We start from the raw sequence: 21,614 nt of genomic DNA on the forward strand, positions 1-21,614 counted from the left end.
TAGATTAGTGAGGTGCTCTTCTTTTTTCAATCACTTTCGAAGTTGAGAGTGGGGTTATTTTATTAAAAAAATACAGCGTAGGTCGTTAAATTAGTCAACAACTTCCGATTTCTTCTAGAAACTCTAGTGTATAACTTTAGTAGCAGAACTGTAACATAAAAAAGCAATATTCCCGACAGACGGTAGGTATTTAAGGACGAGCGGTATAAATTTATACTTTTCTACAAGATGCGCTTTATTCAAGGATAAGTAAAATAATGAGCCCAAAATCAAGCTCAGTCTTTTATAATTTCTATTAGCAATAGAGGCTAAAACTCATAATAAAATCAGGTAAAATAGTGGTTATGACCGCTCTTATTCAACCTACCCCTCGTAAAATTATTCATATTGATATGGATGCTTTTTATGCCAGTGTGGAACAACGCGACTTTCCTGAACTGCGCGGCAAGCCGTTAGTCGTTGGTGGGGATCCAAATGGTCGCGGCGTGGTTGCGGCGGCAAGCTATGAGGTGCGTCAGTTTGGTGTACGCTCCGCCATGTCGTGTTATGAGGCGCGTAAACGTTGCCCAGATGTCATATTTGTGCAGCCGCGTTTTGATGTCTACCGCGCGGTCAGTCAAGATATTCGCCGCATTATGCATAGTTTAACCCCGCAGGTTGAACCATTATCGTTAGATGAAGCCTATCTTGATGTGACAGGATTAAGCGTACATCAAGGCTCAGCCACGCTAATGGCAAATTGGCTGCGGGCACAGATTTTAGTGCAGACGGGGCTTAATGCCTCTGCAGGCGTTTCGTTTAATAAAATGCTCGCCAAGATTGCCTCTGATATTAACAAACCTAATGGTACGGCAGTTATCACGCCAGCGGATGCCGACGCCTTTATTAGCGCGTTGCCCATTGAGCGCTTTCATGGCATTGGTAAAGCGACTGCTCGGCGCTTGCATGCGATGGGTATCAGTAATGGCGCTGACCTGCGACGCACGCCCGCTGCGCTATTGGTCAATGAGTTTGGCAAGCGTGGTCAGTTTTATCACGACATCGCTCATGGCCGTGACGAACGCCCCGTTAAATCGCAGCGTATGCACAAGTCGGTTGGCTCTGAGACGACTTTTAGGGATAATTTGAGTCATGATGATGAGCTACGCAGACAAATCTATGAGCAAAATACCGATGCCTTTAATCAGTTACGCAAAAAACAGCTCATCGCCTATACCATTACCCTTAAAATAAAATACGCTGACTTTACCCAAGTTACGCGCTCACATACCTTGTCTACCGCTTTTGATAGCGCCGAATCTGCCCATTACTGGCTTGATAAGCTGTTTTTAGATATTCCGCGCTTACTGCCTATCAGGCTTGTCGGGGTGACGTTTTCTTCATTGATGCCTGCTACTCAAATTTTGCCACAGTTAGATCTGTTTGAATAATGGCACTTTACTTGCAGAGATAAAGATAAATTTTAAGTATTTAATAATTACTGCTTAGGCTATTTAATTTATTTTCAGCTTTAATATGAACGGTAGCAGCTGAGGAAAACGTTCTTTCATATCTGCATTTCTGCTACAATTACGTCAAAATCTCCATCTACTGAAAGACTGACTATGACTGATTCTCAACCTGTAAACTTAGATACGACTTGCACCGATACTGCTGAAAAAAATCTTGACAAGAGCAGCGTTAAAAACACTAATAAGATGCTAGATAAAAATGCTGAAACTTTAGAATATCTAAGTGTTGATGATTATGATTATGAACTGCCTGACAGCTTAATTGCCCGTTATCCTTTAGCGCAGCGTTCGGCGTCAAAATTACTATATTTAGCCACCAATCAGCAAAAAAATAGTGACAGCCAGATTATAGACAAACAATTCTCTGAGCTAGCCGATCTGCTAAATGCGGGCGATTTAATTGTCTTTAATGACACCAAAGTCATGAAAGCGCGCTTGTTTGGGCAAAAAGATACGGGCGGTAAGATCGAAGTGCTGATTGAGCGTTTGGTTAACATTTCAGATTTAGATAGCACAGTCTTACAGCTAGAAACGACAGATGGCAAGAGCATTAACCAAGAGCATATTACCCTTTGTCATGTTAAAGCCAGTAAAGCACCTAAGCTTGGGCAACGGCTAGAAATTGCAGATGGTCATATGCAGGCTGTGGTCATAGGTCGTCAAGAAAACTTATTTATCTTAGCTTTTGAAGCGCCGATTTTGCCAGATTTAGAGCGTTATGGTGAGCTGCCTATTCCGCCCTACTTTGAGCGCCACGCCGATGCGACCGACAATACCCGTTATCAGACGGTTTTTCATGACCCAGCCAAACTTGCCAGCGTTGCTGCACCGACGGCCAGCTTACATTTTGATGAACTCGTCCTAAATAAGCTGGCTGCTAAAGGTATCCATACTGCTTTTGTTACCTTGCATGTAGGAGCTGGTACGTTTGCGCCAGTCAAAACCGACAACTTACTCAATCACACCATGCATAGCGAATACGCTCATCTGCCTCAAGTTACCGCCGACCTCATCAACCAAACCCATGCTAATGGCAAACAGGTGATTGCAATAGGCACGACAGTGACCCGCGTCCTTGAGACCGCTTATCAAAAAACAACGATCAATGGACAAGCGCTTTCTAGCTGGGCGGGTGATACTGATATTTTTATTTATCCTGGGTTTAGATTTGGTGTGATAGATAAACTGCTTACGAATTTTCATTTGCCAAAGTCTACGTTGCTCATGTTAGTGTCTGCATTTGCAGGTAAAGCCGCGATTGAACGAGCTTACCAACATGCCATTAATAACCAATATCGATTTTTTAGCTACGGCGACGCCATGTTACTTGATAGAAAAATAAAAGCGCAAGCGTAAACATTAAGCAAACAATAAATATATTGTTTATAACGACGGTGAAATAAACTGGTAAACTAAACGCTATTTTGTTATAACAACATAGTTGATACTTATTTTTAAAGGGCTGCACATGTCTTGTCATTTATCTCATCGCTTGACTACGATACATCGCTCAGTATCAATGGCGCTGCTTTATTCAGTCAGTTATGCCGCACTTATGTCTAACGCCCAAGCGGCTACCATGGGTAAGACTGTCATTACCTCAGCTCAGCATGAACCTTTATCAGCCAGTATTGTTGTTACTGACATTCAAACCCCTGATTTCTCCGCGAGTTTAGCTGACCCTACCCTTTATCAACAAATGGGTTTGACTCCTACTGATTCAATGACGGTTCGTTTTCAGCCTACTTCAGCTACCAGTGGACGCGTTCTTATCACGACTACAAAACCTGTTTCTAAGCCTTTTGCTGATGTGGTTTTAGCCATTAATGATGGGGGGGGCAGCGTAGCGTTATCCCTAAGACATTGCTTATGCCACTTGATGGCAGTTTGCCCATCAATCCTTCAAAAAATAGTGTGACAGCAGCAAATAAACTTAATCTACCGACTGTCTCTCCCACTAGCGCGCAACCGTTAACAGTGAGAAAAGGCAATCCGCCTCCATTATTACCTGTCTCTAAAACTCCACCCACTCAATTGCTGGCTTCAAAGCCAGTAGCTATAGAAACCTCTGCCCCTAGCATTCAACTACCGAGCAGCCAAGCCTCGGCATCTCAAGTTAGTAATATTCAGGCGCTTACAGCAACCAGTTTATCGCCAGTCAGAACGATGACACAAAATAACGCAACGACTTCTCCTGTCAATCGTTTGAATAATAATACCGATATAAATAAAGCCCATATAAATAAAAATGCAACTATGCAGACAAACACTACGCCAAACCCAACTGGTGCTTTAGACAAAAATAAAACTGCGCCAATGAGTGAGCAAATCTTTGATATTCTAAATGTAAAAATTACTCGTCAAATACTGCTTAAGAATAATAAAAACAACGATATTAGTAATAATGCCGTCATGGTCACTGCATCTACTACAGTAGCGCCTTATAGCAATAGAATAACTGCTCAAAGCAATGCTGACAATAACACTATTATGAACGCGCCTTTAAACAGGGCACCGTCTAGCGAAGTTTCTTATAGTAATGCTTCCACAAACCAAATCGCATCAAAACCTAATATCCTGACAACTGAGCCTTCTATAAAAACGGGCTTTTTAGGCTTAGTAAATACCGCAGCGAATAATGATAATAACTCCAAGATTACCTATACGGTACAACGCAACGATAACTTATGGGTTATTGCCCAGCAAATCGCAGAAAAAAACAATCTTGACGTTCAAACCGTGATGAGTGAGATTCAAGCACAAAATCCGAAAGCTTTTATTAATAAAAACGCCGATCAACTAAAAGCTAATGCCGAGTTAAGTCTGCCTAATTATGACGTGATGCCAACACAGAAGAAGTTGCAAGAAGCCATTAGTACTCAAAAGCAGTATCCTAGCCAAGCAAATACACCTACTACCAAAAAATCTGCTGCGCTAAAACCTGCCCCTAAAGCAGCAAATGAGAAACCCGTAACCAAAAAAACGCAGATATTACCAGCCGCCCAGTTTTCCGTGCTCGCTCCTGGTTATGACGGTAGCGCCGATGGCACTAAAACTAAAAAAGGCGTGGCAGCGGGCAATGGGCTTAGTACAGATGTGTTAGATATTCTTAAGTCATCAAGACAAAGTACCGCAGACCAAGCGCAGCGTTTATCAAAGACCAACAATACGCTTGGCAGCTATACTAAAAAACTGCAATTACAAAACCAAAAACTGGCGGAGTTACAAGCTCGTCTCGAAAAATTACGCAATCAATAATTGCCTAGCCGATCAGTGTCGTATGCTGAAACCATGATCGTAGGTATAGGAGTAACTATGGACAATATGCTATATATTATCGCTGGATTGGTATGTATTGTACTAATAGCAGTCTTAGTCATGCGCAAAAACAAAGCGCAAAAACCACCAGCACAGTCAAGCATAAAAGCAGACAGAACAGCGACTTTACCAAAACATACCGCTATCAAAGGTGCCGCTACTCAAGCTAATGTCAATAGTGATAAGCGATTTGATCATATTGAGATAGCACAGCGTTTTATGGAGCAACAGCGCTATGATAAAGCCATTGAAACTCTCAATCGTGGTCTCGCTGAAAAACCAAATGATAGCCAGTTAACTCTTAAACTACTAGCAGTATACGCAACGATAGATGAGTCTGATAACTTTAGCAGAGTCTATGATTCTATTAAAATGTATGGTGATGCCCAAAGTATCGCTCAGGCTGATGACTTAAAAGCATTGCTGACTGAAGAACAAAATCAAGCAGCCGAACGTGCGTTGCCAGCTGATAACAATCAAGACGCTGGCTTTGAAAGTATCGATTTTGATTTACCAGCGAACAAAATCGAGAATAACGAGCCAACCATTGATCCCAGTATTAACGAACAAGCAGCTAATCGTCAAGAATATAAAAACGATTTAACCGCTAGATCAGATAGTACATTAGAAACTTCTAATGATTTTGATAATAGCGCGCAAGATTTTGACCTAAGTTTAGATGACTTAGAACAAGATATTGATGAGCCAGCTGCTACTAGTGCCGCACCTGTCATTGAGCTAGATATTGCCGATGAGGAAAGCTTATCAACATCGACGGTCAGCGGCGCAAATGACAACAATAGCGATAGTGAGCTGGATTTTGACTTCGACTTAGCAGAACAGGATAATACTGCGTCGGAAACTAATACTTCTTTGTCTAAAAATGATTTAAACAACGCTGATGATGAAATAACATTAAATGATGAAGATTTTGTCTTAGACTTAGCAGACTTAGAGCTTGATACAAGCGAAGCTAATGTGAATCTTAATAATGAGTCTATGACAGACGTCAGCTCATTAGAAGATGATTTTGCTTTATCTCTTGATATTTTAGATGATAATAACGACACACCAGTTGAAGTACAATCATCATCAGATGAAAATTCTGCTGTTATTGATGATAGCTTGAATGATTTAGATGAATTTGACAACTTTGTTCTTGAAGACCATCCATCAGAGAATAACCGTGTTTTGGAAAGCAATGTCATCGACGAGATTAGTTTCGAAGATGTGGATACGACTGACCTACAAACGAATGCGACAGCAGCCTCAAGTAACGCGCCAACTACTGACAGGTTCGATGACAATACTTTGATTGATGATGATTTTGACTTCGAGTCTTTATCCGCTGCACCAACAGCGACGACACCGGTTGAAGTTGAAAACGATTATGATGTCAGTAGTGATATCAATAGCACTGATACGCTAGATAACGCTACTATTGAGACTGAGATTGAAGCCACAGAGGACTTTTCATCACGTTTTGCCGCGGACTTTGATTTTGTTAAAACCTTAGACAGCAATCAAGTCACCTTAGACTTAGCCAGTCAATATGTGCAATTGGGCGAATATGATAGTGCCAAACGTTTACTGATTGAGGTCATTAACCAAGGTAATAGCGAGCAGCAGAGTCAAGCGCAAGCACTCCTAGATCGCACTGCATAAAAAGTAGCATTTTCTTCCATCAGCAAGTATTCTATTAGCATAAGAATACTTGCTGATTTTTTTGCAGTTAGCTTTTCTACTATTTAACGTGCTAAATTACTCGTATTATCATCACCTTTTCCAATACTCTCTGATTGTGGCCATACTATGCCCTCTTCTGCTATGAAAAGAACACTCTCCACACCTACTCAACTCATTTATGCTGGCGGCACTTTTGGCAGTTATGGACGTCCATTAGCGCCATTATCAGCAGATATTTTTTTGCCAACGCTGCAACAATTATTGGCTGAACACAGTGCAGCTACGCACCTAGCGCCCGTATCTTGGTTAAATAACGGTCTGATTAAGGACAGCAGCCAACTTACCCCTCACGATTTTATTCATTTTTATCGGCTGTTATTATCGGCTTATGCACAAGGCCATAAACGCTTTGTTTTAATTACTGGTACAGATACCTTGAGTTATTTAGGGGCTTTTTTGGCTGAGGCTTTTGCTGGCAGCGATATTTGCGTTGTCGTTACGGGTAGCATGCGCCCCTTACTCGATAGTGAAGTGCTGGATGCTTATACGATTGATACCCATAGCGACGCTTGGGACAACCTCACTGACGCATTAAAACTGGCGGCAGCTGGTGAGTCAGGCGTGAAGATTAGCTTTGGCGGCGAATCATGGCCTGCACAAACCGTGCAAAAAATTCATAGCCATGACTTTATGGCGTTTACCGGTCACTCACGAGCGGCATATCCGGCCAATAGTTATATCAAAAGCTTATCAGATACCCGCCGCCAGCATTGGCTAGATGATCAGCAAGCACTGGTCAGCACTATCGAAGCTCGGGCGGAGCAAGCACGCGTTCACGCTTTATATTGTTTGCCAAATGATACGGACGTTTTAAACAATCAGCTGCGCGCCTTATTATCACAGCCGCCTTGTGGCATTATTTTATTAGGTTTTGGCTCTGGTAATGTACCTTACTCGCCAGCTTTAGCAGAAACATTGCAACTGGCTTATGAAAAAGGTCACATGCTGATATGTGCCAGTCAATGCCCGTTTGGCGGCGTTAGTGACACTTATGCGGCGGGCAGTTGGCAATACGATTATCACGTGATTGCCGGCGGCCGCTTAACCATTCCCGCAATTTATGCGCGCTTGCTATGGCTATTAGTGCGTTATGATACCCCGGCCAGACGGCGTCAGCGTTGGTTAAATAATGTCAATCAGGCCGGTACTACTATCAAAAAACGCTAAATAACTATTCACTGTTTATCACTCTATAAGCTTTAACATGACAATACCTGAGACCGAAAATATCAAAAATGACAACATTAAAGCTGAAACCGCAACTGAAGACCGAGCAACTTATACCTTAGCCATTGCCATCGAGTTTTTAGGTACAAATTATCATGGTTGGCAACGACAACGAGAAGTGCTTGGCGTCCAAGAAGCGTTAGAAACCGCTATCAGCAAGGTCGCCAATGAGCCAGTAGAAGTGGTGGCAGCGGGGCGTACGGATTCAAGCGTCCATGCCAGCAATATGATTGCGCATTTTGTCACTCATGCTTATCGCCCTACCCATAACTGGCTACGCGGCATCAATAGCTTATTACCCGATGATATTGCTCTGCGCTGGATTCAACCGATGCCCGCTGACTTTCATGCGCGCTTTGGCGCGATTGCCCGCCGTTATCGCTATATCACTCTTAATCAAGCCCAGCGCCCTGCTATTTTAAATCATCAAGTGACTCACATTTATGAGCCGCTAGATTTAGCGGCGATGCAATTAGCGGCGGCTGATATTGCCGGTACTCATGATTTTAGTAGCTATCGTGCAGCCGCTTGTCAATCTAATCAGCCTGTGCGTCATGTCAGTCACGCCAGACTATTTGCGCATGGGCAGTTTATCGTTTTTGATATTCAAGCGGATGGGTTTTTACATCATATGGTGCGCAATCTGATGGGCACCCTCTACGCTATCGGCCGACATGAGTTGCCGCCAGCCGCCTTTTTAGATATTTTAGCCAAAAAAGACCGTAGCATTGCTCCGCCGACCGCTTCTGGTGACGGCCTGTATTTTATCAATGCCTACTATCCTGAACGCTTTCAACAGTTATTGCCACACGCGCCTTTGACGCCTGTTTGGCTTAACCTGCCTGATTAAATAATGAGCGAACATCGTTAATACAAACAGACATACATATCACTTACAAGCTGTCAAGTAAAAATCAGGTTCTGTATTGCTTTAATCCGCTAACTTGCGTATAATATGGTCTTATTTTTAATTGATTGATAGATAAAAAATTATGGCAAAAGACGATATTATTGAATTTGAAGGCGAAGTCATCGACACCCTTCCAAATACGTTATTTAAAGTTCGCCTAGAAAACGGACACGAAATCATTGCGCACATTTCAGGTAAGATGCGTAAACACTATATCCGCATTTTAACTGGCGATAAAGTTAAGGTTGAGATGACGCCTTACGACCTATCAAAAGGTCGCATTACTTACCGTGGTAAAAACTAAAATTTTATTACCTAAAATGGTTATAACTGCATTGATGTAAATGCTTGAGTGGTTTAACTGATAATAATAATGACATTGCTAACCTACTCATTATTACCTAGCGAATTTTAGTGTTCTAATATCAGTTTTTTGCTTTTACCATAAAAAAATACCGCTATTGTAGCGGTATTTTTTTGTCTTCATTTTAAGGAGTAGGCTTCAAAGTCTAATTATTCTATACATAACAACTTCTTATTTAAACTCGACCGTGGCACCATCTTGAATCACACCTAACAGAGCTAAAGCATCCCAGTTAGTCAGGCGGATACAGCCAGCCGATGCTTGACGGCTAATACGCGCAGGATCTGGCGAGCCATGAATACCGTAAGAAGGCTTACTCAGCCCTATCCATACCAAACCGACCGGATTGTTTGGGCCTGGCGGAATGATAGACTTACTGCCATCGTCACCCGTATAGGTATAGTTAGGCTCATGCACTTTTACTTCTACCGTATGCGTACCTGTTGGTGAGGGCGTTGCAGTACTGCCCACAGTAGTCGGATAGCTAGCAATTAAGTTGTCTTTATCGTCATAAGCATATAACGTTTCGGTTGCTTTATCAGCAACGACACGGCTCACAGATTTGGTATTTGGATTGCCCGGGTTATAAACAGTAATGGTTTCGCCGGCGCTGAATTTAGCATTAGGATTGAGCGCTTTAAGATATTTTTCGCTCATATGGAACTTTTCTGCTAAGCCTTCCGTTACGCTTTCATAATACATGCCATCGAGCTTGGCTTTGGCTTCTGCGCCAGCGGGAATGGTGGTGGTTTTGATATTAACGTCATCTTCGCTCAGCTGATAACGAACCAATACTGGCTGCGTCGTTAGCTTTTCATTTTTAGTCAATGCTTGCCAAGTCTCGTTATTTAAAGTATCCGTTACCGTCAAGCCATTGGCTTTTTGAAACGCTTGCATGGCTTTGATGGTGTTCTTACCCCAATATCCATCAACTGCACCTACGCCATTTTGGTTCCAGTTTAATAGAGCTTGCAGCTTGGTAGTAGTATCACGATCTCTCTTCATTCCTTGTTTCCAAGTAGCACTATTTACCTTTTGCGCCTGCACTGGCAGATTTTCAGTTGTATATTTAATCGTTGGTAAGTACTTATTTAATGACGTCGCTGCTTTACTATTACTGGCAACTTTTTGACTGACGCCGTTGGTTACTGGGCTAATATCTTTATTATTGTCAGTTTTAGTATAGTCAGTGGCAGCAAAGCTTGGACTCATCACTAAAGCCGCCGATAAACCCAGTGCTGCTAATGCGCTAGTAATTTTTGTTACTTGATACATGTAAAACTCCTAGAATTTTTATTGGTATTGTTCTTATTAGAATTTAATGAAAAATTGCCTATCAAGACCCTTTGTTTATAAATATTTTATTTAGAGCTTAATGGTTTTTAAATTATTATGATGTCAGACAAAAATAGTGCAGATAAACAATCTCTACTTTAATAGGCTAATGAGCTATTTATAGTGACAGATCGGCGTGTGAGGATATAACAGCTTTGTGTTAATTAAACCTATATCCTGCGGTAGCTGTGTTAAAAAAAGGCTTTTTTTGCGACTATTTGAGTAAGTGTGTTACCTTCCATAAATGCGCCGTATAGGCATAAAAAAACCCATAACTTGCTTAGCAAATTATGGGGATATTACTCTTATGATTTAGAACTAATTAGGATGTAGAAATATCAGCTTCTATTAAAGCGGTATTCATTAGACCAATTTTGCCAAAACCGCCTGCCCCATCTCTTTACAGCCTACTTGTTTAAGCCCCGTCTCACTACGATCGAGAATATCAATGGTACGTAAGCCATCGTCAAGCACTTCACTGACCGCTTGCTCAATCGCTTGTGCCGCGGTTTCTTGTTTAAAGGTATAACGCAGCATCATCGCCACCGATAAAATAGTCGCCAATGGATTGGCTTTATCTTGACCGGCGATATCAGGCGCTGAACCATGGCAAGGCTCATACATACCTTTACCTGCCTCATCAAGGCTCGCCGATGGCAGCATGCCGATAGAGCCGGTCAGCATGGCTGCTTCATCAGATAAAATATCACCAAACATGTTGCCCGTGACCATGACATCAAACTGTTTAGGATCTTTAATCAGCTGCATACAAGCATTGTCCGCGTACATATGCGATAACGCTACGTCATTATAATCCGCTTCCTGCATCTCAATCATCGTCTGCTTCCACAGCTCGGTGACTTCTAAGACATTGGCTTTATCGATTGAGCAAACCTTGGCGGGCGTACCGGCTGCTTGTGCGCGGGTTTTTGCCAACTCAAAAGCAACTTTACCGATACGCTGAATTTCACTGGTGCTATAAACCATGGTGTTATAGCCTTGCTGCTCGCCATTTTCTAGGGTACGAATACCGCGCGGCTCACCAAAATAAATACCGCCAGTCAATTCTCGAACGATTAACAAGTCCAAACCTGAGATAATTTCAGGCTTGATGCTTGAAGCATTAGCAAGCTGCGGATAAAGTTTAGCCACACGCAGATTGGCAAACAAACCAAGCTCGCTACGAATTTTCAGCAGACCACGTTCAGGACGTTTGCTACGTTCGATAGCATCCCATTTAGGACCACCCACAGCACCTAGTAACACAGCATCTGCTGCGCGCGCACGTTGAAGCGTTTCTTCTGGTAGCGGTTCACCCGTTGCATCAACCGCCACACCGCCAATTAATCCAGATTCTAGGGTCAAACCTAAAGCGAACTTATCATTGACAGCATTTAGCACATCAATGGCTTGAGTCATGATTTCAGGGCCGATGCCATCGCCTGCTAATGTTAAAATCGTTGCCATATTAATCCTTGTGGGTAAATGGGGAAGTAAGTTGTTGTTTATGGTATTGCTAGTTATAGTATTGCTAGCAGGCTTATATAGCCTGTTAAAAAACGACTTCTTGGGCAATGGGCTGCGCAAGAAGTCAGGGTCTATCGTCAATATTTAATAATTACTTGTATCTAACTTTATCTATCCAGCTTTGGTTTTCACTTTATTTTTCGCTGCTGATGGCGTTTGAGCGGGCGCTGCCTTAACCACACGAGTTTCTACAAACTCTCCTTGGTGCTCAGCCCCCATCTCTTTACAAAAACGGCGCTTTACGCTGTTGCCTTGATAAAGATCGACACACAATGGCTCTGGAGAAGCCGTTTCTAACAAGCTACCTGAATTTGCGCCAGATTTTTTTTGGTAAGCACGCAGCTGATACGTACCTTCTTCCATAAAGTCGTGAATCATCGCAAAACGCTCAACGTAGCCCAAATTATTTTCTGGATAAAAATTAATCTGCACTTCGCGCTTCGCAGGTGTGACTCGCGCATAATAATTGGTAAGCCCAGGCATAGCAGACGCAGTTAAGGGAACAATTTTAATGGCGTTTTTATGGCTCAGCGGTGTCATATCCATCGCAATGGGCACGGAGACCTGCTTATTGCCGGCACGACTTTTGCCATTTGCCTCTTGTGTCTTGACTAGCATAGTGGGATTGATCGGCTCATGAGTCTCACTGCTTATAATGCGTGTCTGATCAATGCGCGCTATTTCACAATGATACGTTCCCACGCAGGCGATATTTACTTCACCAGCGACGGGTTTTATTTTGCCTGTCCACGCTTTGGCATTCTCTGCCGAGTCTATCTGCTGATAGCCCGTCAACAATTGACAGCCAGATAATAATAAGCTTGCGGCAAGAGCCGTGCCTGTCCATACAGCAAAACGTGTTTTATTCATAATGGCGTCTACTATTTATAAGGAAGAAAATACAATAAGGTAAAAAATAGATTGCCATTCATTTTAGCCACTTAATGCCCATAACTCAACGCTGTATTAGCGCTGAGCTCTTTTTTATGTCGATTAAAATGTTCATATGAAGCGTTTTTATCAAAGACTAAGCTCTAACCTCATTGAATATCCAAGGTGTTTTTTGCATCATCTTATGCTCATATTCTTTGATAGCATCGCTTTGCTGCAAAGTCAGCCCGATATCGTCAAGACCATTGAGCAAACAATGCTTACGAAACTCATCGACCTCAAAAGCGTACTTTTCTCCGGTTGGGGTGATGACCACTTGGCGCTCAAGATCGGCAGTTAATTCATAGCCTTCATTGGCGAGCGTCGCTTTCATCAAAGTATCGACAATGGCTTCATCTAAAACGATTGGGAGCATGCCGTTTTTAAAGCAGTTGTTATAAAAAATATCGGCAAAACTTGGTGCAATAATCGTGCGAAAGCCATATTCTGAAAGTGCCCAAGGCGCATGCTCACGGCTTGAGCCACAGCCAAAGTTTCTACGTGCCAGCAAAATGGTTGCACCTTGATAACGCGGCTGATTTAGGACGAAATCTGGATTAATCACGCGAGTGCTACTGTCTTGACCCGGATAGCCTTCGTCAAGATAACGCCAGTCGTCAAATAGATTGACGCCAAAACCGGTACGTTTAATAGACTTTAAAAACTGTTTGGCGATAATTTGGTCGGTATCGACGTTTGCGCGATCGAGCGGACAAACGATACCCGTTTGGGTGTTATAAGCTTGCATAAGATTTCCTATCAAATATATTTATTATTGATAAATAAAGCACAGAATCAAAAGTTAAAACGTGCGCACATCGACAAAGTGACCTGCCAATGCTGCTGCTGCTGCCATCGCTGGGCTGACCAAATGCGTACGACCGCCATTCCCCTGACGACCCTCAAAGTTACGGTTAGAGGTTGAGGCACAATGCTCCCCGGGCTCAAGCTTATCGGCATTCATCGCCAAACACATCGAGCAACCCGGCTCGCGCCATTCAAAACCTGCATCCGTAAATAAGGCATCCAAACCTTCTGCTTCTGCCTGCAATTTCACTTGCCCAGAACCTGCTACCACGATCGCTTCTTTAATATTATCAGCAACCTTACGGCCTTTAATCACTGCTGCGGCATCCCGTAAATCTTCGATACGTGAGTTGGTGCATGAGCCAATAAAAATACGATCAAGCTGAATATCAGTAATTTTTTGCCCAGCGTCTAAACCCATATAAGTATAAGCGCGTAACCAACCTTCTTCTTGCGCTTCATCAGCCGCTTGGTCAGGCGTTGGAACCGACTGGGTAATATCCACAACCATCTCAGGTGAGGTGCCCCAAGAAACCTGCGGCGCTATCTCACTACCATCCAACTCAATCACGCTATCAAATACCGCATCATTATCTGAATACAGGGTGCGCCAATAAGCTTCGGCTTGCTCCCACTGCTCCTCGGTTGGCGCATAAGGACGACCTTTGACATAGTCAATCGTCGTATCATCGACCGCCACCATGCCGACGCGTGCACCCGCTTCAATTGCCATGTTACAGACGGTCATACGACCTTCCATGCTCATGTCTTCAAATACTTGCCCTGCAAACTCAATGGCGTACCCTGTGCCGCCAGCCGTGCCAATTTTGGCAATGATAGCAAGTACCACATCTTTTGAGGTCACGCCAGCGCCAAGCTTACCGGTGACTCGGATTTGCATGTTTTTTGATTTCTTTTGAATCAAACACTGGGTGGCTAGTACATGCTCAACTTCTGAGGTGCCAATACCATGCGCTAAGCAGCCAAGGGCGCCATGAGTAGCGGTATGTGAATCACCACAAACCACCGTCATACCAGGCAAGACCAAGCCTTGTTCAGGACCGACTACGTGCAAGATACCTTGACGCGCATCATTAATGGTAAATTCAGCAATATCAAACTTGCTACAGTTTTCATCCAAGGTCAGCACTTGCAGACGCGATACTTTGTCTTTAATACCAGACACACCCTCTAAGCGCTCTTTGGTCACTGTTGGCACGTTGTGGTCCGGGCTTGCGATATTAGCCGACAGACGCCACGGCTCCCGATTGGCAAGCTCTAAACCTTCAAAGGCTTGCGGACTTGTCACTTCGTGCAGCAAATGGCGGTCGATATAAATTAGGCTCGAACCATCGTCACGCTTGGTGACTTCGTGAGCATTCCAAAGTTTGTCATATAACGTTTGACCGGCCATGTTGCTATCCTTTTATTTACTAATGACTAAATGGCTTATTACTTTACTAATAAAGGTATGACTTATTCTATTTGCTGGCGCACTTTAAGTTGCTGTTTACATCTAATATTTAATTAACCAGATATTTTATAAAGGCAAATATTTTATAATAATGACTATTTATGATGCTAAAAGCTTGTTAAAACAAGTAATACGCCGTCAAAAATGCGCTTAACAGAATAAATATGTCACAATACGTCTTGATGTCTTGTGATTATAGCAGGCTAATCCTATAATAATAATTGATGATTTTTACATAGTCACAAACTTTTATTTCTAATTCATTTTGACTAGGCCAGCCAACTTTTAATTATAGCTCGCTACTAGCTAAGGACATCGGTGTGAATACCACAAATTTGACGACATTCGTCACGGTTATGCAAACAGGCAGCATTTCAGGTGCCGCAGAAAAGCTGTTTATCACTCAGCCTGCGGTCAGTAAACGTATTAAAAACTTAGAAGACGAATTTAACATCACCCTATTTGATACAGTCGGACGCGGTATTGTACCGACGCAAGCGGCCAGTGAGATGTTGCCTCATGCCAAACGCTGGCTTGAAGATTATGAAAACTTTAAAATCAATCTCCAGCATTCGCAGCATATTGTCTCGGGCAAACTCGTTATCGGCACCAGCCACCATATTGGCTTGCACCATCTAGCCCCTGTGCTCAAGCATTTTATCCAAGCCTATCCTGCCGTGCAGTTAGAAGTGCATTTTGTCGATTCAGAAACGGCTCATAAAGCCGTGCTCGATGGCGATTTGTCACTCGCATTTTTAACCTTGCCGCCCGTTTATGATAAACGCTTAACCTATCATACCTTGTGGTCAGATCCGCTTTACTTTATGACCGGTACGTTATCACCTTTGGCGACCAAGTCCAATGTGACGCTCGAGCAATTGGCGCGCTACCCTGCTATCTTACCGTCTGCCAATACTTTTACTAGCCAGATTACGTTAGCGGAATTTGCCAAGCATAATTTAAAACCTTATGCCACTATGAGCACTAATCCTTTAGAATCAATCCGCATGCTGGTTTCTGTCGGACTTGGTTGGTCAGTATTGCCGCAAACTATGGTCAGTCAGGATTTGGAACGTATCGATATGGCCGATAATATCGAATTACAGCGTTATTTGGGCGTGGTCATTAATCCAAAACTCACCCAATCTAGTAGCGTAACGGCTTTACTAGATTTGCTTGCGCCAATTGACTAAACCATCAATTCAATCATTGGCAAGCGATTATATATTATTCACTAATCAAGATATTTATTTGATAAATAGGCGCGTTCGCATTTGTGTGACTCATACGTTATAATACGTCTGACGTTGTTTAGATAACATAATTTTACCTGAAACTCACTGATAATCATATATTGAAGACTTCTAGTAATATATGATAGTAAGCAGTAGGTTTGGTGGTTTTAAATGATTGGTTATATAAGCGGCTGATGTTTATAAATGATGATTTGATGCGAGCGAGTGAGAAGATAAGATTGCGTTACAAGTTTGCCGTTTGCATTTCATCACGACTTTGTAGGTATCAACCCACAACCACACCAATCATATAAAACTAACAGCAGATTTCGAATAAAAGCCATTATGTCCTACTTAATGGCTTTTTTCGTCTTTAGATTTTTTATCTTGAGATACATTGAGATATGGTTTTTAAGCAGCGTCTTATAAGACTCAACTTTTCTCGTTAAAAATAATGACAGCTAACTATGTTGGTTAAGGACAGTTTATATGAACGGAGTTTCTAGTGGCGTGCTGATATCACTTGGCGCCTATTTCTTAGTGATGATTGGGATTGGTGTTTATGCTTATTTTAAGCAAGCCAATGATACTGAAGGCTATATGCTGGGTGGACGTAGCCTAGGTCCTGCAGTCACCGCCTTATCAGCAGGTGCATCGGATATGTCGGGTTGGTTGCTCCTTGGGTTGCCCGGTGCGATGTACGCTGACGGTGTGGTCAGCGCTTGGATTGCCATTGGTTTGACCTTGGGTGCTTTTTTAAACTATATCATCGTGGCACCGCGTCTTCGCGTTTATACCGAAGTCGCTGACAACGCCATCACTTTACCTGATTATTTCGCTAACCGCTTTGAGGACAAATCACATTTACTGCGGGTTATCTCAGCCGTGGTTATTATCTTATTCTTTACCGTCTATACCGCCGCAAGCTTGGTCGGTGGCGGTAAGCTCTTTGAAAGCTCGCTCAACCTTTCTTACAGTACAGGTCTGTGGGTGACCGCTGGCGTCGTCGTCGCTTACACGCTATTTGGTGGTTTCCTAGCCGTATCAATGACCGACTTTGTGCAAGGTATTATCATGCTCTTTGCCATGGTGATTGTCCCTATCGTTGCTTTGACTGACCTTGGTGGCGTAAGCGCAACGACCAATGCTATCAGAGCCATCGATCCAAGCATGCTCGATATCACGAGTGGCATGACAGCTTTAGGTATTATCTCCTTACTCGCTTGGGGCCTTGGTTATTTTGGTCAGCCGCATATTATCGTACGTTTTATGGCGATTCGTTCAGTGAAAGATGTGCCAACAGCACGTAATATCGGTATGAGCTGGATGATTATCAGCCTGATCGGTGCTTGTGTTACGGGTATCGCGGGCCGCGCCTATGTGCAAAAAACGGCGATGACGCTAGATGACCCTGAAACCATCTTTTTGGTATTCACGCAATTTTTGTTCCACCCACTTGTTTCAGGTTTCTTATTAGCGGCCATTTTAGCCGCAATTATGAGTACCATATCATCACAACTACTCGTGGTATCAAGCTCATTGACCAAAGACGTATATAAGCTATTCTTTGATAGAGAAGCGCCAGAAGCGCGTCAAGTGTTAGTAGGACGTATTTCAGTTATTGTTGTTGCCGTTATTGCTATTTTGCTCGCTTCTAATCCAGAAAGTTCGGTACTGAACTTAGTTTCTAATGCTTGGGCAGGATTTGGTGCCGCATTCGGGCCTTTGGTTATTTTCAGTCTGACATGGCGCGGTATGAACCGCAATGGCGCTGTCGCTGGTATGGTGGTTGGTGCATTGACCGTTATCCTGTGGGTCTATGGCCCGTTCGAGATGAATGGTGTGGCACTAAACAGTTGGTTATACGCTATCGTTCCAGGCTTTATCTTAAGTACCATTGCTATCTTTGTCGTGAGCACCATGACTGGTGGTCCAAGACCGTCAGTATCTGCTAAGTATAAAGAGATGGAAATGAACTTAGATAAATAAGCCATTATTATTGACTGTTCTGTTAATAAAAAGACCTCGCTAATCGTAGTGAGGTCTTTTAGTATCAACGTTTTATATGTATTTTATTAGAAAGTTTTGGTTAGTAGTACCGTCGCTTATTTTTCATCACGATCATCATAATAAGCGAAGTTACTAGAGGTGGGCTCATAATCAAATACCAGTTTTGGTGTTAAACCAAGTACCGTAAAATCGCGCTTCCATACCTGCAAACCTAATGAGGTGGTTTCGTCTTTTCTTCTTTCATTGAGTCGATGGCCTTTAAAGTTATCATAATGCCTAGTCTGTTAAACAACTTAGATTAACACATGAAGTGCAATTTCAAAGAGCAGGTGAAAAAAAGACCTAGATGCGCTAGCATCAAAGTTTTTATCCACCGACCAAAGTGAGATTGCAACCATGAGCTATGCGCATCTAAGCCTAAGTGAACGATACCAGATTTATGCCCTTATAGGGGCAGAACATAATATTAAATTTATAGCTGACACATTAGGCAGAAGCCCTAGCACCATATCGAGAGAAATCAGACGCAATAAAAGCCTACGAGGTTACCGAGCAAAGCATGCTAATAACAAGGCTTGTGACAGACGATCAAACAACGCTTTCATTATCATCGCTGACGTATGGGATTGGGTCACAGACAAGCTTAAAGAGAACTGGAGTCCCCAGCAAATAGCCGGGTTTCATGGTGGTATTAGCCACATGAGCATCTATCGCTATATATGGAAGGACAAAAGACAGGGCGGCAAGTAGGGCGGCAAGTTATGGCAGTGTCTCAGACGTAAAACCAAACCATACCGGCAGCGTCTAACCGCTGAGACTCGTGGTCGTATCAATGACAGAGTCTCAATCCATGAACGCCCCTGCATTGTTGACGCGCGTACGCGGATTGGAGATTGGGAAGCAGATACCGTTATCGGTCAGCATCACAAGCAAGCGATTGTCACGCTCGTTGAACGTAAAACGGGGCTGCTGAAGATGAAGCGTGTGGGTCATAAAACAGCACAGCAAGTATCAGAGGCAATGATAGAACTCTTAGCGCCAGTGAGGTTGCAGGTTAAGACCATTACCTCTGACAATGGTAAAGAGTTTGCTCAGCATAAGAAGGTGAAACAAAAGCTCTTTAGCCCTTTCTTCTTTGCCGATGCTTATGCGTCATGGCAGCGAGGAACCAACGAGAATACCAATGGCTTGATCCGAGAGTACTTGCCTAAGGGTTGTGACTTTAGACAAGTCTCTGATAATGAAATACAGGACATTGAGAACAAACTAAACAACAGACCAAGAAAACGCTTAGGGTTTAAAACGCCTATGCAGGCGTTCTATAATATTAATTAGCGTTGCACTTGGTGTGTTAATCTAAGCAACAAAAAAGCGATCTTTAGATCGCTTTTTTTAATCCAGTAACTGCATTTATAACGATAGTTTATTTACCTTGATAAGACAGTTTTACACCGAGGATATAACCATCATTGTCTTGGAAGTCACCAACCAATTTCTGAGTTGGCAATTGACCTTTAGCATCACCGAACCACAAGTATTTACCCCCTGCTGATACTGCCCATTCAGGTGTTACGTTGTACTTAGCACCCAAACCAACACTATAGTAACCATCGATAGGGCCTAAAGAAGTAGTTGGATCGCCTGCCCCACTATCCCAACCAACAGTACCACTTACGGCTAAAGCAGGAGCTAAACGCTTAGCAAGACCAAGTTCTACTTGCCACTGGTCATCTTCATACTCAACCAAGTTTAAACCGTTAGGACCGTAGCTTTCTTTACTGACTTCATTATATAAAGGCGGCGTAATTTTAAAATCACCCCAAGGCACCCAGCGTACTTTTGCAGTAGCTAACATCGTTGGGTTAATACCAGTTTGGAAATCAAGGTTTACTGACTTAGGAGTAGTCAATTCCATCGTATTAGTTTGAACTGGATTAATACCTAAGGCTCCAGCTATTGGATAAGTTTCGTTAATATCCATTTTATGGTCAATTTCAGATCGGTATGTTAAAGCAGCCTTCAAAGCAATTTCTGGCTTACTATAAGAAACACCCGCTAACCAACCATAATCTTGATCTGGACTAATGTGTGAGGTATAACCTGTGGCTGGACCATAAGCAAGACCACGCAGCTTAACATCCGCTTGCACACGCTGCGCTACTGCTCCTCCATAGATCTGAAACTCTTTATTAGTACCAAATTTGGCACCTAAAATAGCGGTAATACTTTCGCTACGTACTTCAACATTGGTGCCCTCACCAGCATTTCCTGCTTCGGCTCGTGCTATGCCCACTGCAGTTGAAAGTTTCTTTGCACCTTCAGCTGCTGCTTCTCTTACTTCTTGTGGTAATGCTGTGTTAGCGGCTGCTTGGCTTAATCTAGTAATTTCATCGCCAATAGTCGCGCCAGTAAATGCTCCACCAGTTAGCTGAGTAATAGATGCATTAACGTCACCTTTTGAAACGAAATTATTATCGCCTTTATATTCAGCAGCAGCACCGAAAGGTTCATCGTATAAAATACCAACACTAAAGGTATCATTGATATCCGTTTTTACGCCATAACGGAAGAAGTCATAAGACTCAGCGATATCCCCTGTTGCATTACCGCGCTGATAATCATCAACGTTTGGGTTATTATTAGCACTATCATAACCGCTAACATCAGCGTCGATATAGGTATAAACAGCTTCAGCATAGGTACCATCTTGTAAAAAGGCGGTGATATCTTGACCAGAACGGTCTAGTCCAGCTGCTTGACTCATACTGGCTATAGAAAGGGTAGCTACCGCTACGGAAAGAGCTTTTAAGTGAAAAGTAGCGCGCATTGTGTATCTCCAAACATCCTCGTTGTTAAATCGTTTCTATAACTAATATTCGGCATTGTTGCTTAAAATATAAGATTATGTAAACGACGTCCTAAATGAATAGTAATGATTTTTTAACACTAAAACAATACTTAAAACACTTTATTTCTAGATAGTGACTCTTTAGTTCAGTTATTCGTGCCCAAACTTAGCGAATAAAAGTCAGTAAAAAATTTACGAATTAGGTTTAATCCCTTATAAGTATACCCCACTCTCAACTTGAAATAAGCAAATCAAACTGAAGAGGCGGATTACCAAGTTTTTTGTTGAGTACAAAGCACAGATTGTGTGAAAGAATCTTACGAATCAATCGATGAGACAAATGCCATAAATCTCTTGCTCGTACCCTTTGTA

The 21,614-nt window shown here is 42.7% G+C and carries 16 protein-coding genes and 3 pseudogenes; 11 read left to right on the top strand and 8 right to left on the bottom strand.

All coding sequences use genetic code 11. The features are described from left to right. Window positions 1-344: 344 nt before the first annotated feature. The 8 genes from dinB (at window position 345) to infA (ending at window position 9,016) form a co-directional block, all read left to right on the top strand. Window positions 345-1,430 carry a DNA polymerase IV gene (gene dinB / locus JFC07_RS11240; protein WP_068407635.1) on the top strand — a complete coding sequence of 362 codons (1,086 nt, stop codon included), beginning with the start codon at window positions 345-347 and terminating at the stop codon, window positions 1,428-1,430. 174 nt (window positions 1,431-1,604) lie between these two features. Then, window positions 1,605-2,867 carry a tRNA preQ1(34) S-adenosylmethionine ribosyltransferase-isomerase QueA gene (queA, locus tag JFC07_RS11245; protein WP_193030862.1) on the top strand — a complete coding sequence of 421 codons (1,263 nt, stop codon included), beginning with the start codon at window positions 1,605-1,607 and terminating at the stop codon, window positions 2,865-2,867. Between the two features lie 112 nt (window positions 2,868-2,979). Then, window positions 2,980-3,429 (top strand): type IV pilus assembly protein FimV, encoded by a 450-nt coding sequence (locus JFC07_RS13215; protein WP_227678286.1) that lies wholly within the window; start codon window positions 2,980-2,982, stop codon window positions 3,427-3,429. After that, entirely contained in the window at window positions 3,381-4,769 is a 1,389-nt protein-coding gene (locus JFC07_RS11250) for a type IV pilus assembly protein FimV (protein WP_227678285.1), read from the top strand. Before JFC07_RS13215 ends, JFC07_RS11250 begins: the two co-directional genes overlap by 49 nt. Before the next feature lie 57 nt (window positions 4,770-4,826). Then, complete coding sequence (locus JFC07_RS11255; protein ID WP_102077106.1) at window positions 4,827-6,494, top strand: FimV/HubP family polar landmark protein; 1,668 nt, start codon at window positions 4,827-4,829, stop codon at window positions 6,492-6,494. 147 nt (window positions 6,495-6,641) lie between these two features. Beyond that, on the top strand, window positions 6,642-7,742 hold the full coding sequence (locus tag JFC07_RS11260) for an asparaginase (RefSeq protein ID WP_198329073.1): 1,101 nt from the start codon (window positions 6,642-6,644) through the stop codon (window positions 7,740-7,742). Between the two features lie 37 nt (window positions 7,743-7,779). Continuing rightward, window positions 7,780-8,652: a tRNA pseudouridine(38-40) synthase TruA gene (truA, locus tag JFC07_RS11265; RefSeq protein WP_226928824.1), complete on the top strand. Its 873-nt coding sequence runs from the start codon at window positions 7,780-7,782 to the stop codon at window positions 8,650-8,652. Between the two features lie 142 nt (window positions 8,653-8,794). Then, on the top strand, window positions 8,795-9,016 hold the full coding sequence (gene infA / locus JFC07_RS11270) for a translation initiation factor IF-1 (RefSeq protein WP_021814850.1): 222 nt from the start codon (window positions 8,795-8,797) through the stop codon (window positions 9,014-9,016). A gap of 231 nt (window positions 9,017-9,247) precedes the next feature. On the opposite strand, the gene JFC07_RS11275 is transcribed toward infA, so the two are convergent. The 5 genes from JFC07_RS11275 to leuC form a co-directional block, all read right to left on the bottom strand. Continuing rightward, entirely contained in the window at window positions 9,248-10,351 is a 1,104-nt protein-coding gene (locus JFC07_RS11275; RefSeq protein WP_198329074.1) for a L,D-transpeptidase family protein, read from the bottom strand. Window positions 10,352-10,774: 423 nt separating this feature from the next. Further along, window positions 10,775-11,878 carry a 3-isopropylmalate dehydrogenase gene (gene leuB / locus JFC07_RS11280; protein WP_191692490.1) on the bottom strand — a complete coding sequence of 368 codons (1,104 nt, stop codon included), beginning with the start codon at window positions 11,876-11,878 and terminating at the stop codon, window positions 10,775-10,777. 171 nt (window positions 11,879-12,049) lie between these two features. Next, on the bottom strand, window positions 12,050-12,808 hold the full coding sequence (locus JFC07_RS11285) for a hypothetical protein (protein ID WP_102077109.1): 759 nt from the start codon (window positions 12,806-12,808) through the stop codon (window positions 12,050-12,052). 157 nt (window positions 12,809-12,965) lie between these two features. Further along, entirely contained in the window at window positions 12,966-13,616 is a 651-nt protein-coding gene (gene leuD, locus JFC07_RS11290; RefSeq protein ID WP_102077110.1) for a 3-isopropylmalate dehydratase small subunit, read from the bottom strand. A 54-nt stretch (window positions 13,617-13,670) separates the two neighbouring features. After that, complete coding sequence (gene leuC / locus JFC07_RS11295) at window positions 13,671-15,089, bottom strand: 3-isopropylmalate dehydratase large subunit (RefSeq protein ID WP_191692491.1); 1,419 nt, start codon at window positions 15,087-15,089, stop codon at window positions 13,671-13,673. A 380-nt stretch (window positions 15,090-15,469) separates the two neighbouring features. On the opposite strand from leuC, the gene JFC07_RS11300 reads away from it, so the two are divergent. Then, window positions 15,470-16,342 (top strand): LysR family transcriptional regulator, encoded by an 873-nt coding sequence (locus tag JFC07_RS11300; RefSeq protein WP_144296455.1) that lies wholly within the window; start codon window positions 15,470-15,472, stop codon window positions 16,340-16,342. Window positions 16,343-16,873: 531 nt separating this feature from the next. Next, a complete protein-coding gene (gene putP, locus JFC07_RS11305; protein ID WP_198329075.1) occupies window positions 16,874-18,373 on the top strand; it encodes a sodium/proline symporter PutP in 1,500 nt (499 codons plus the stop codon). Between the two features lie 116 nt (window positions 18,374-18,489). On the opposite strand, the pseudogene JFC07_RS11310 reads toward putP, so the two are convergent. Further along, a pseudogene (locus tag JFC07_RS11310) lies at window positions 18,490-18,660 on the bottom strand (surface lipoprotein assembly modifier); the annotation flags it as partial. Between the two features lie 130 nt (window positions 18,661-18,790). On the opposite strand from JFC07_RS11310, the pseudogene JFC07_RS13395 reads away from it, so the two are divergent. Continuing rightward, window positions 18,791-19,729: pseudogene (locus JFC07_RS13395) on the top strand (IS30 family transposase). An 88-nt stretch (window positions 19,730-19,817) separates the two neighbouring features. Here JFC07_RS13395 and JFC07_RS11325 read toward each other — a convergent pair. Both JFC07_RS11325 and JFC07_RS11330 read right to left on the bottom strand, forming a co-directional pair. After that, a complete protein-coding gene (locus tag JFC07_RS11325; protein ID WP_198329077.1) occupies window positions 19,818-21,221 on the bottom strand; it encodes an OmpP1/FadL family transporter in 1,404 nt (467 codons plus the stop codon). Window positions 21,222-21,474: 253 nt separating this feature from the next. After that, window positions 21,475-21,614, bottom strand: a pseudogene (locus JFC07_RS11330) (IS982 family transposase); the annotation flags it as partial.

It is taken from the genome of Psychrobacter faecalis, assembly GCF_016107575.1.
In the GTDB taxonomy this organism is placed as follows: Bacteria; Pseudomonadota; Gammaproteobacteria; order Pseudomonadales; family Moraxellaceae; genus Psychrobacter; species Psychrobacter faecalis.

Coding starts and splice junctions, on each gene's coding strand:
- dinB (WP_068407635.1), top strand. CDS start 345: ATGACCGCTCTTATTCAACCTACCCCTCGTAAAATTATTCATATTGAT.
- queA (WP_193030862.1), top strand. CDS start 1,605: ATGACTGATTCTCAACCTGTAAACTTAGATACGACTTGCACCGATACT.
- JFC07_RS13215 (WP_227678286.1), top strand. CDS start 2,980: ATGTCTTGTCATTTATCTCATCGCTTGACTACGATACATCGCTCAGTA.
- JFC07_RS11250 (WP_227678285.1), top strand. CDS start 3,381: ATGCCACTTGATGGCAGTTTGCCCATCAATCCTTCAAAAAATAGTGTG.
- JFC07_RS11255 (WP_102077106.1), top strand. CDS start 4,827: ATGGACAATATGCTATATATTATCGCTGGATTGGTATGTATTGTACTA.
- JFC07_RS11260 (WP_198329073.1), top strand. CDS start 6,642: ATGCCCTCTTCTGCTATGAAAAGAACACTCTCCACACCTACTCAACTC.
- truA (WP_226928824.1), top strand. CDS start 7,780: ATGACAATACCTGAGACCGAAAATATCAAAAATGACAACATTAAAGCT.
- infA (WP_021814850.1), top strand. CDS start 8,795: ATGGCAAAAGACGATATTATTGAATTTGAAGGCGAAGTCATCGACACC.
- JFC07_RS11275 (WP_198329074.1), bottom strand. CDS start 10,351: ATGTATCAAGTAACAAAAATTACTAGCGCATTAGCAGCACTGGGTTTA.
- leuB (WP_191692490.1), bottom strand. CDS start 11,878: ATGGCAACGATTTTAACATTAGCAGGCGATGGCATCGGCCCTGAAATC.
- JFC07_RS11285 (WP_102077109.1), bottom strand. CDS start 12,808: ATGAATAAAACACGTTTTGCTGTATGGACAGGCACGGCTCTTGCCGCA.
- leuD (WP_102077110.1), bottom strand. CDS start 13,616: ATGCAAGCTTATAACACCCAAACGGGTATCGTTTGTCCGCTCGATCGC.
- leuC (WP_191692491.1), bottom strand. CDS start 15,089: ATGGCCGGTCAAACGTTATATGACAAACTTTGGAATGCTCACGAAGTC.
- putP (WP_198329075.1), top strand. CDS start 16,874: ATGAACGGAGTTTCTAGTGGCGTGCTGATATCACTTGGCGCCTATTTC.
- JFC07_RS11325 (WP_198329077.1), bottom strand. CDS start 21,221: ATGCGCGCTACTTTTCACTTAAAAGCTCTTTCCGTAGCGGTAGCTACC.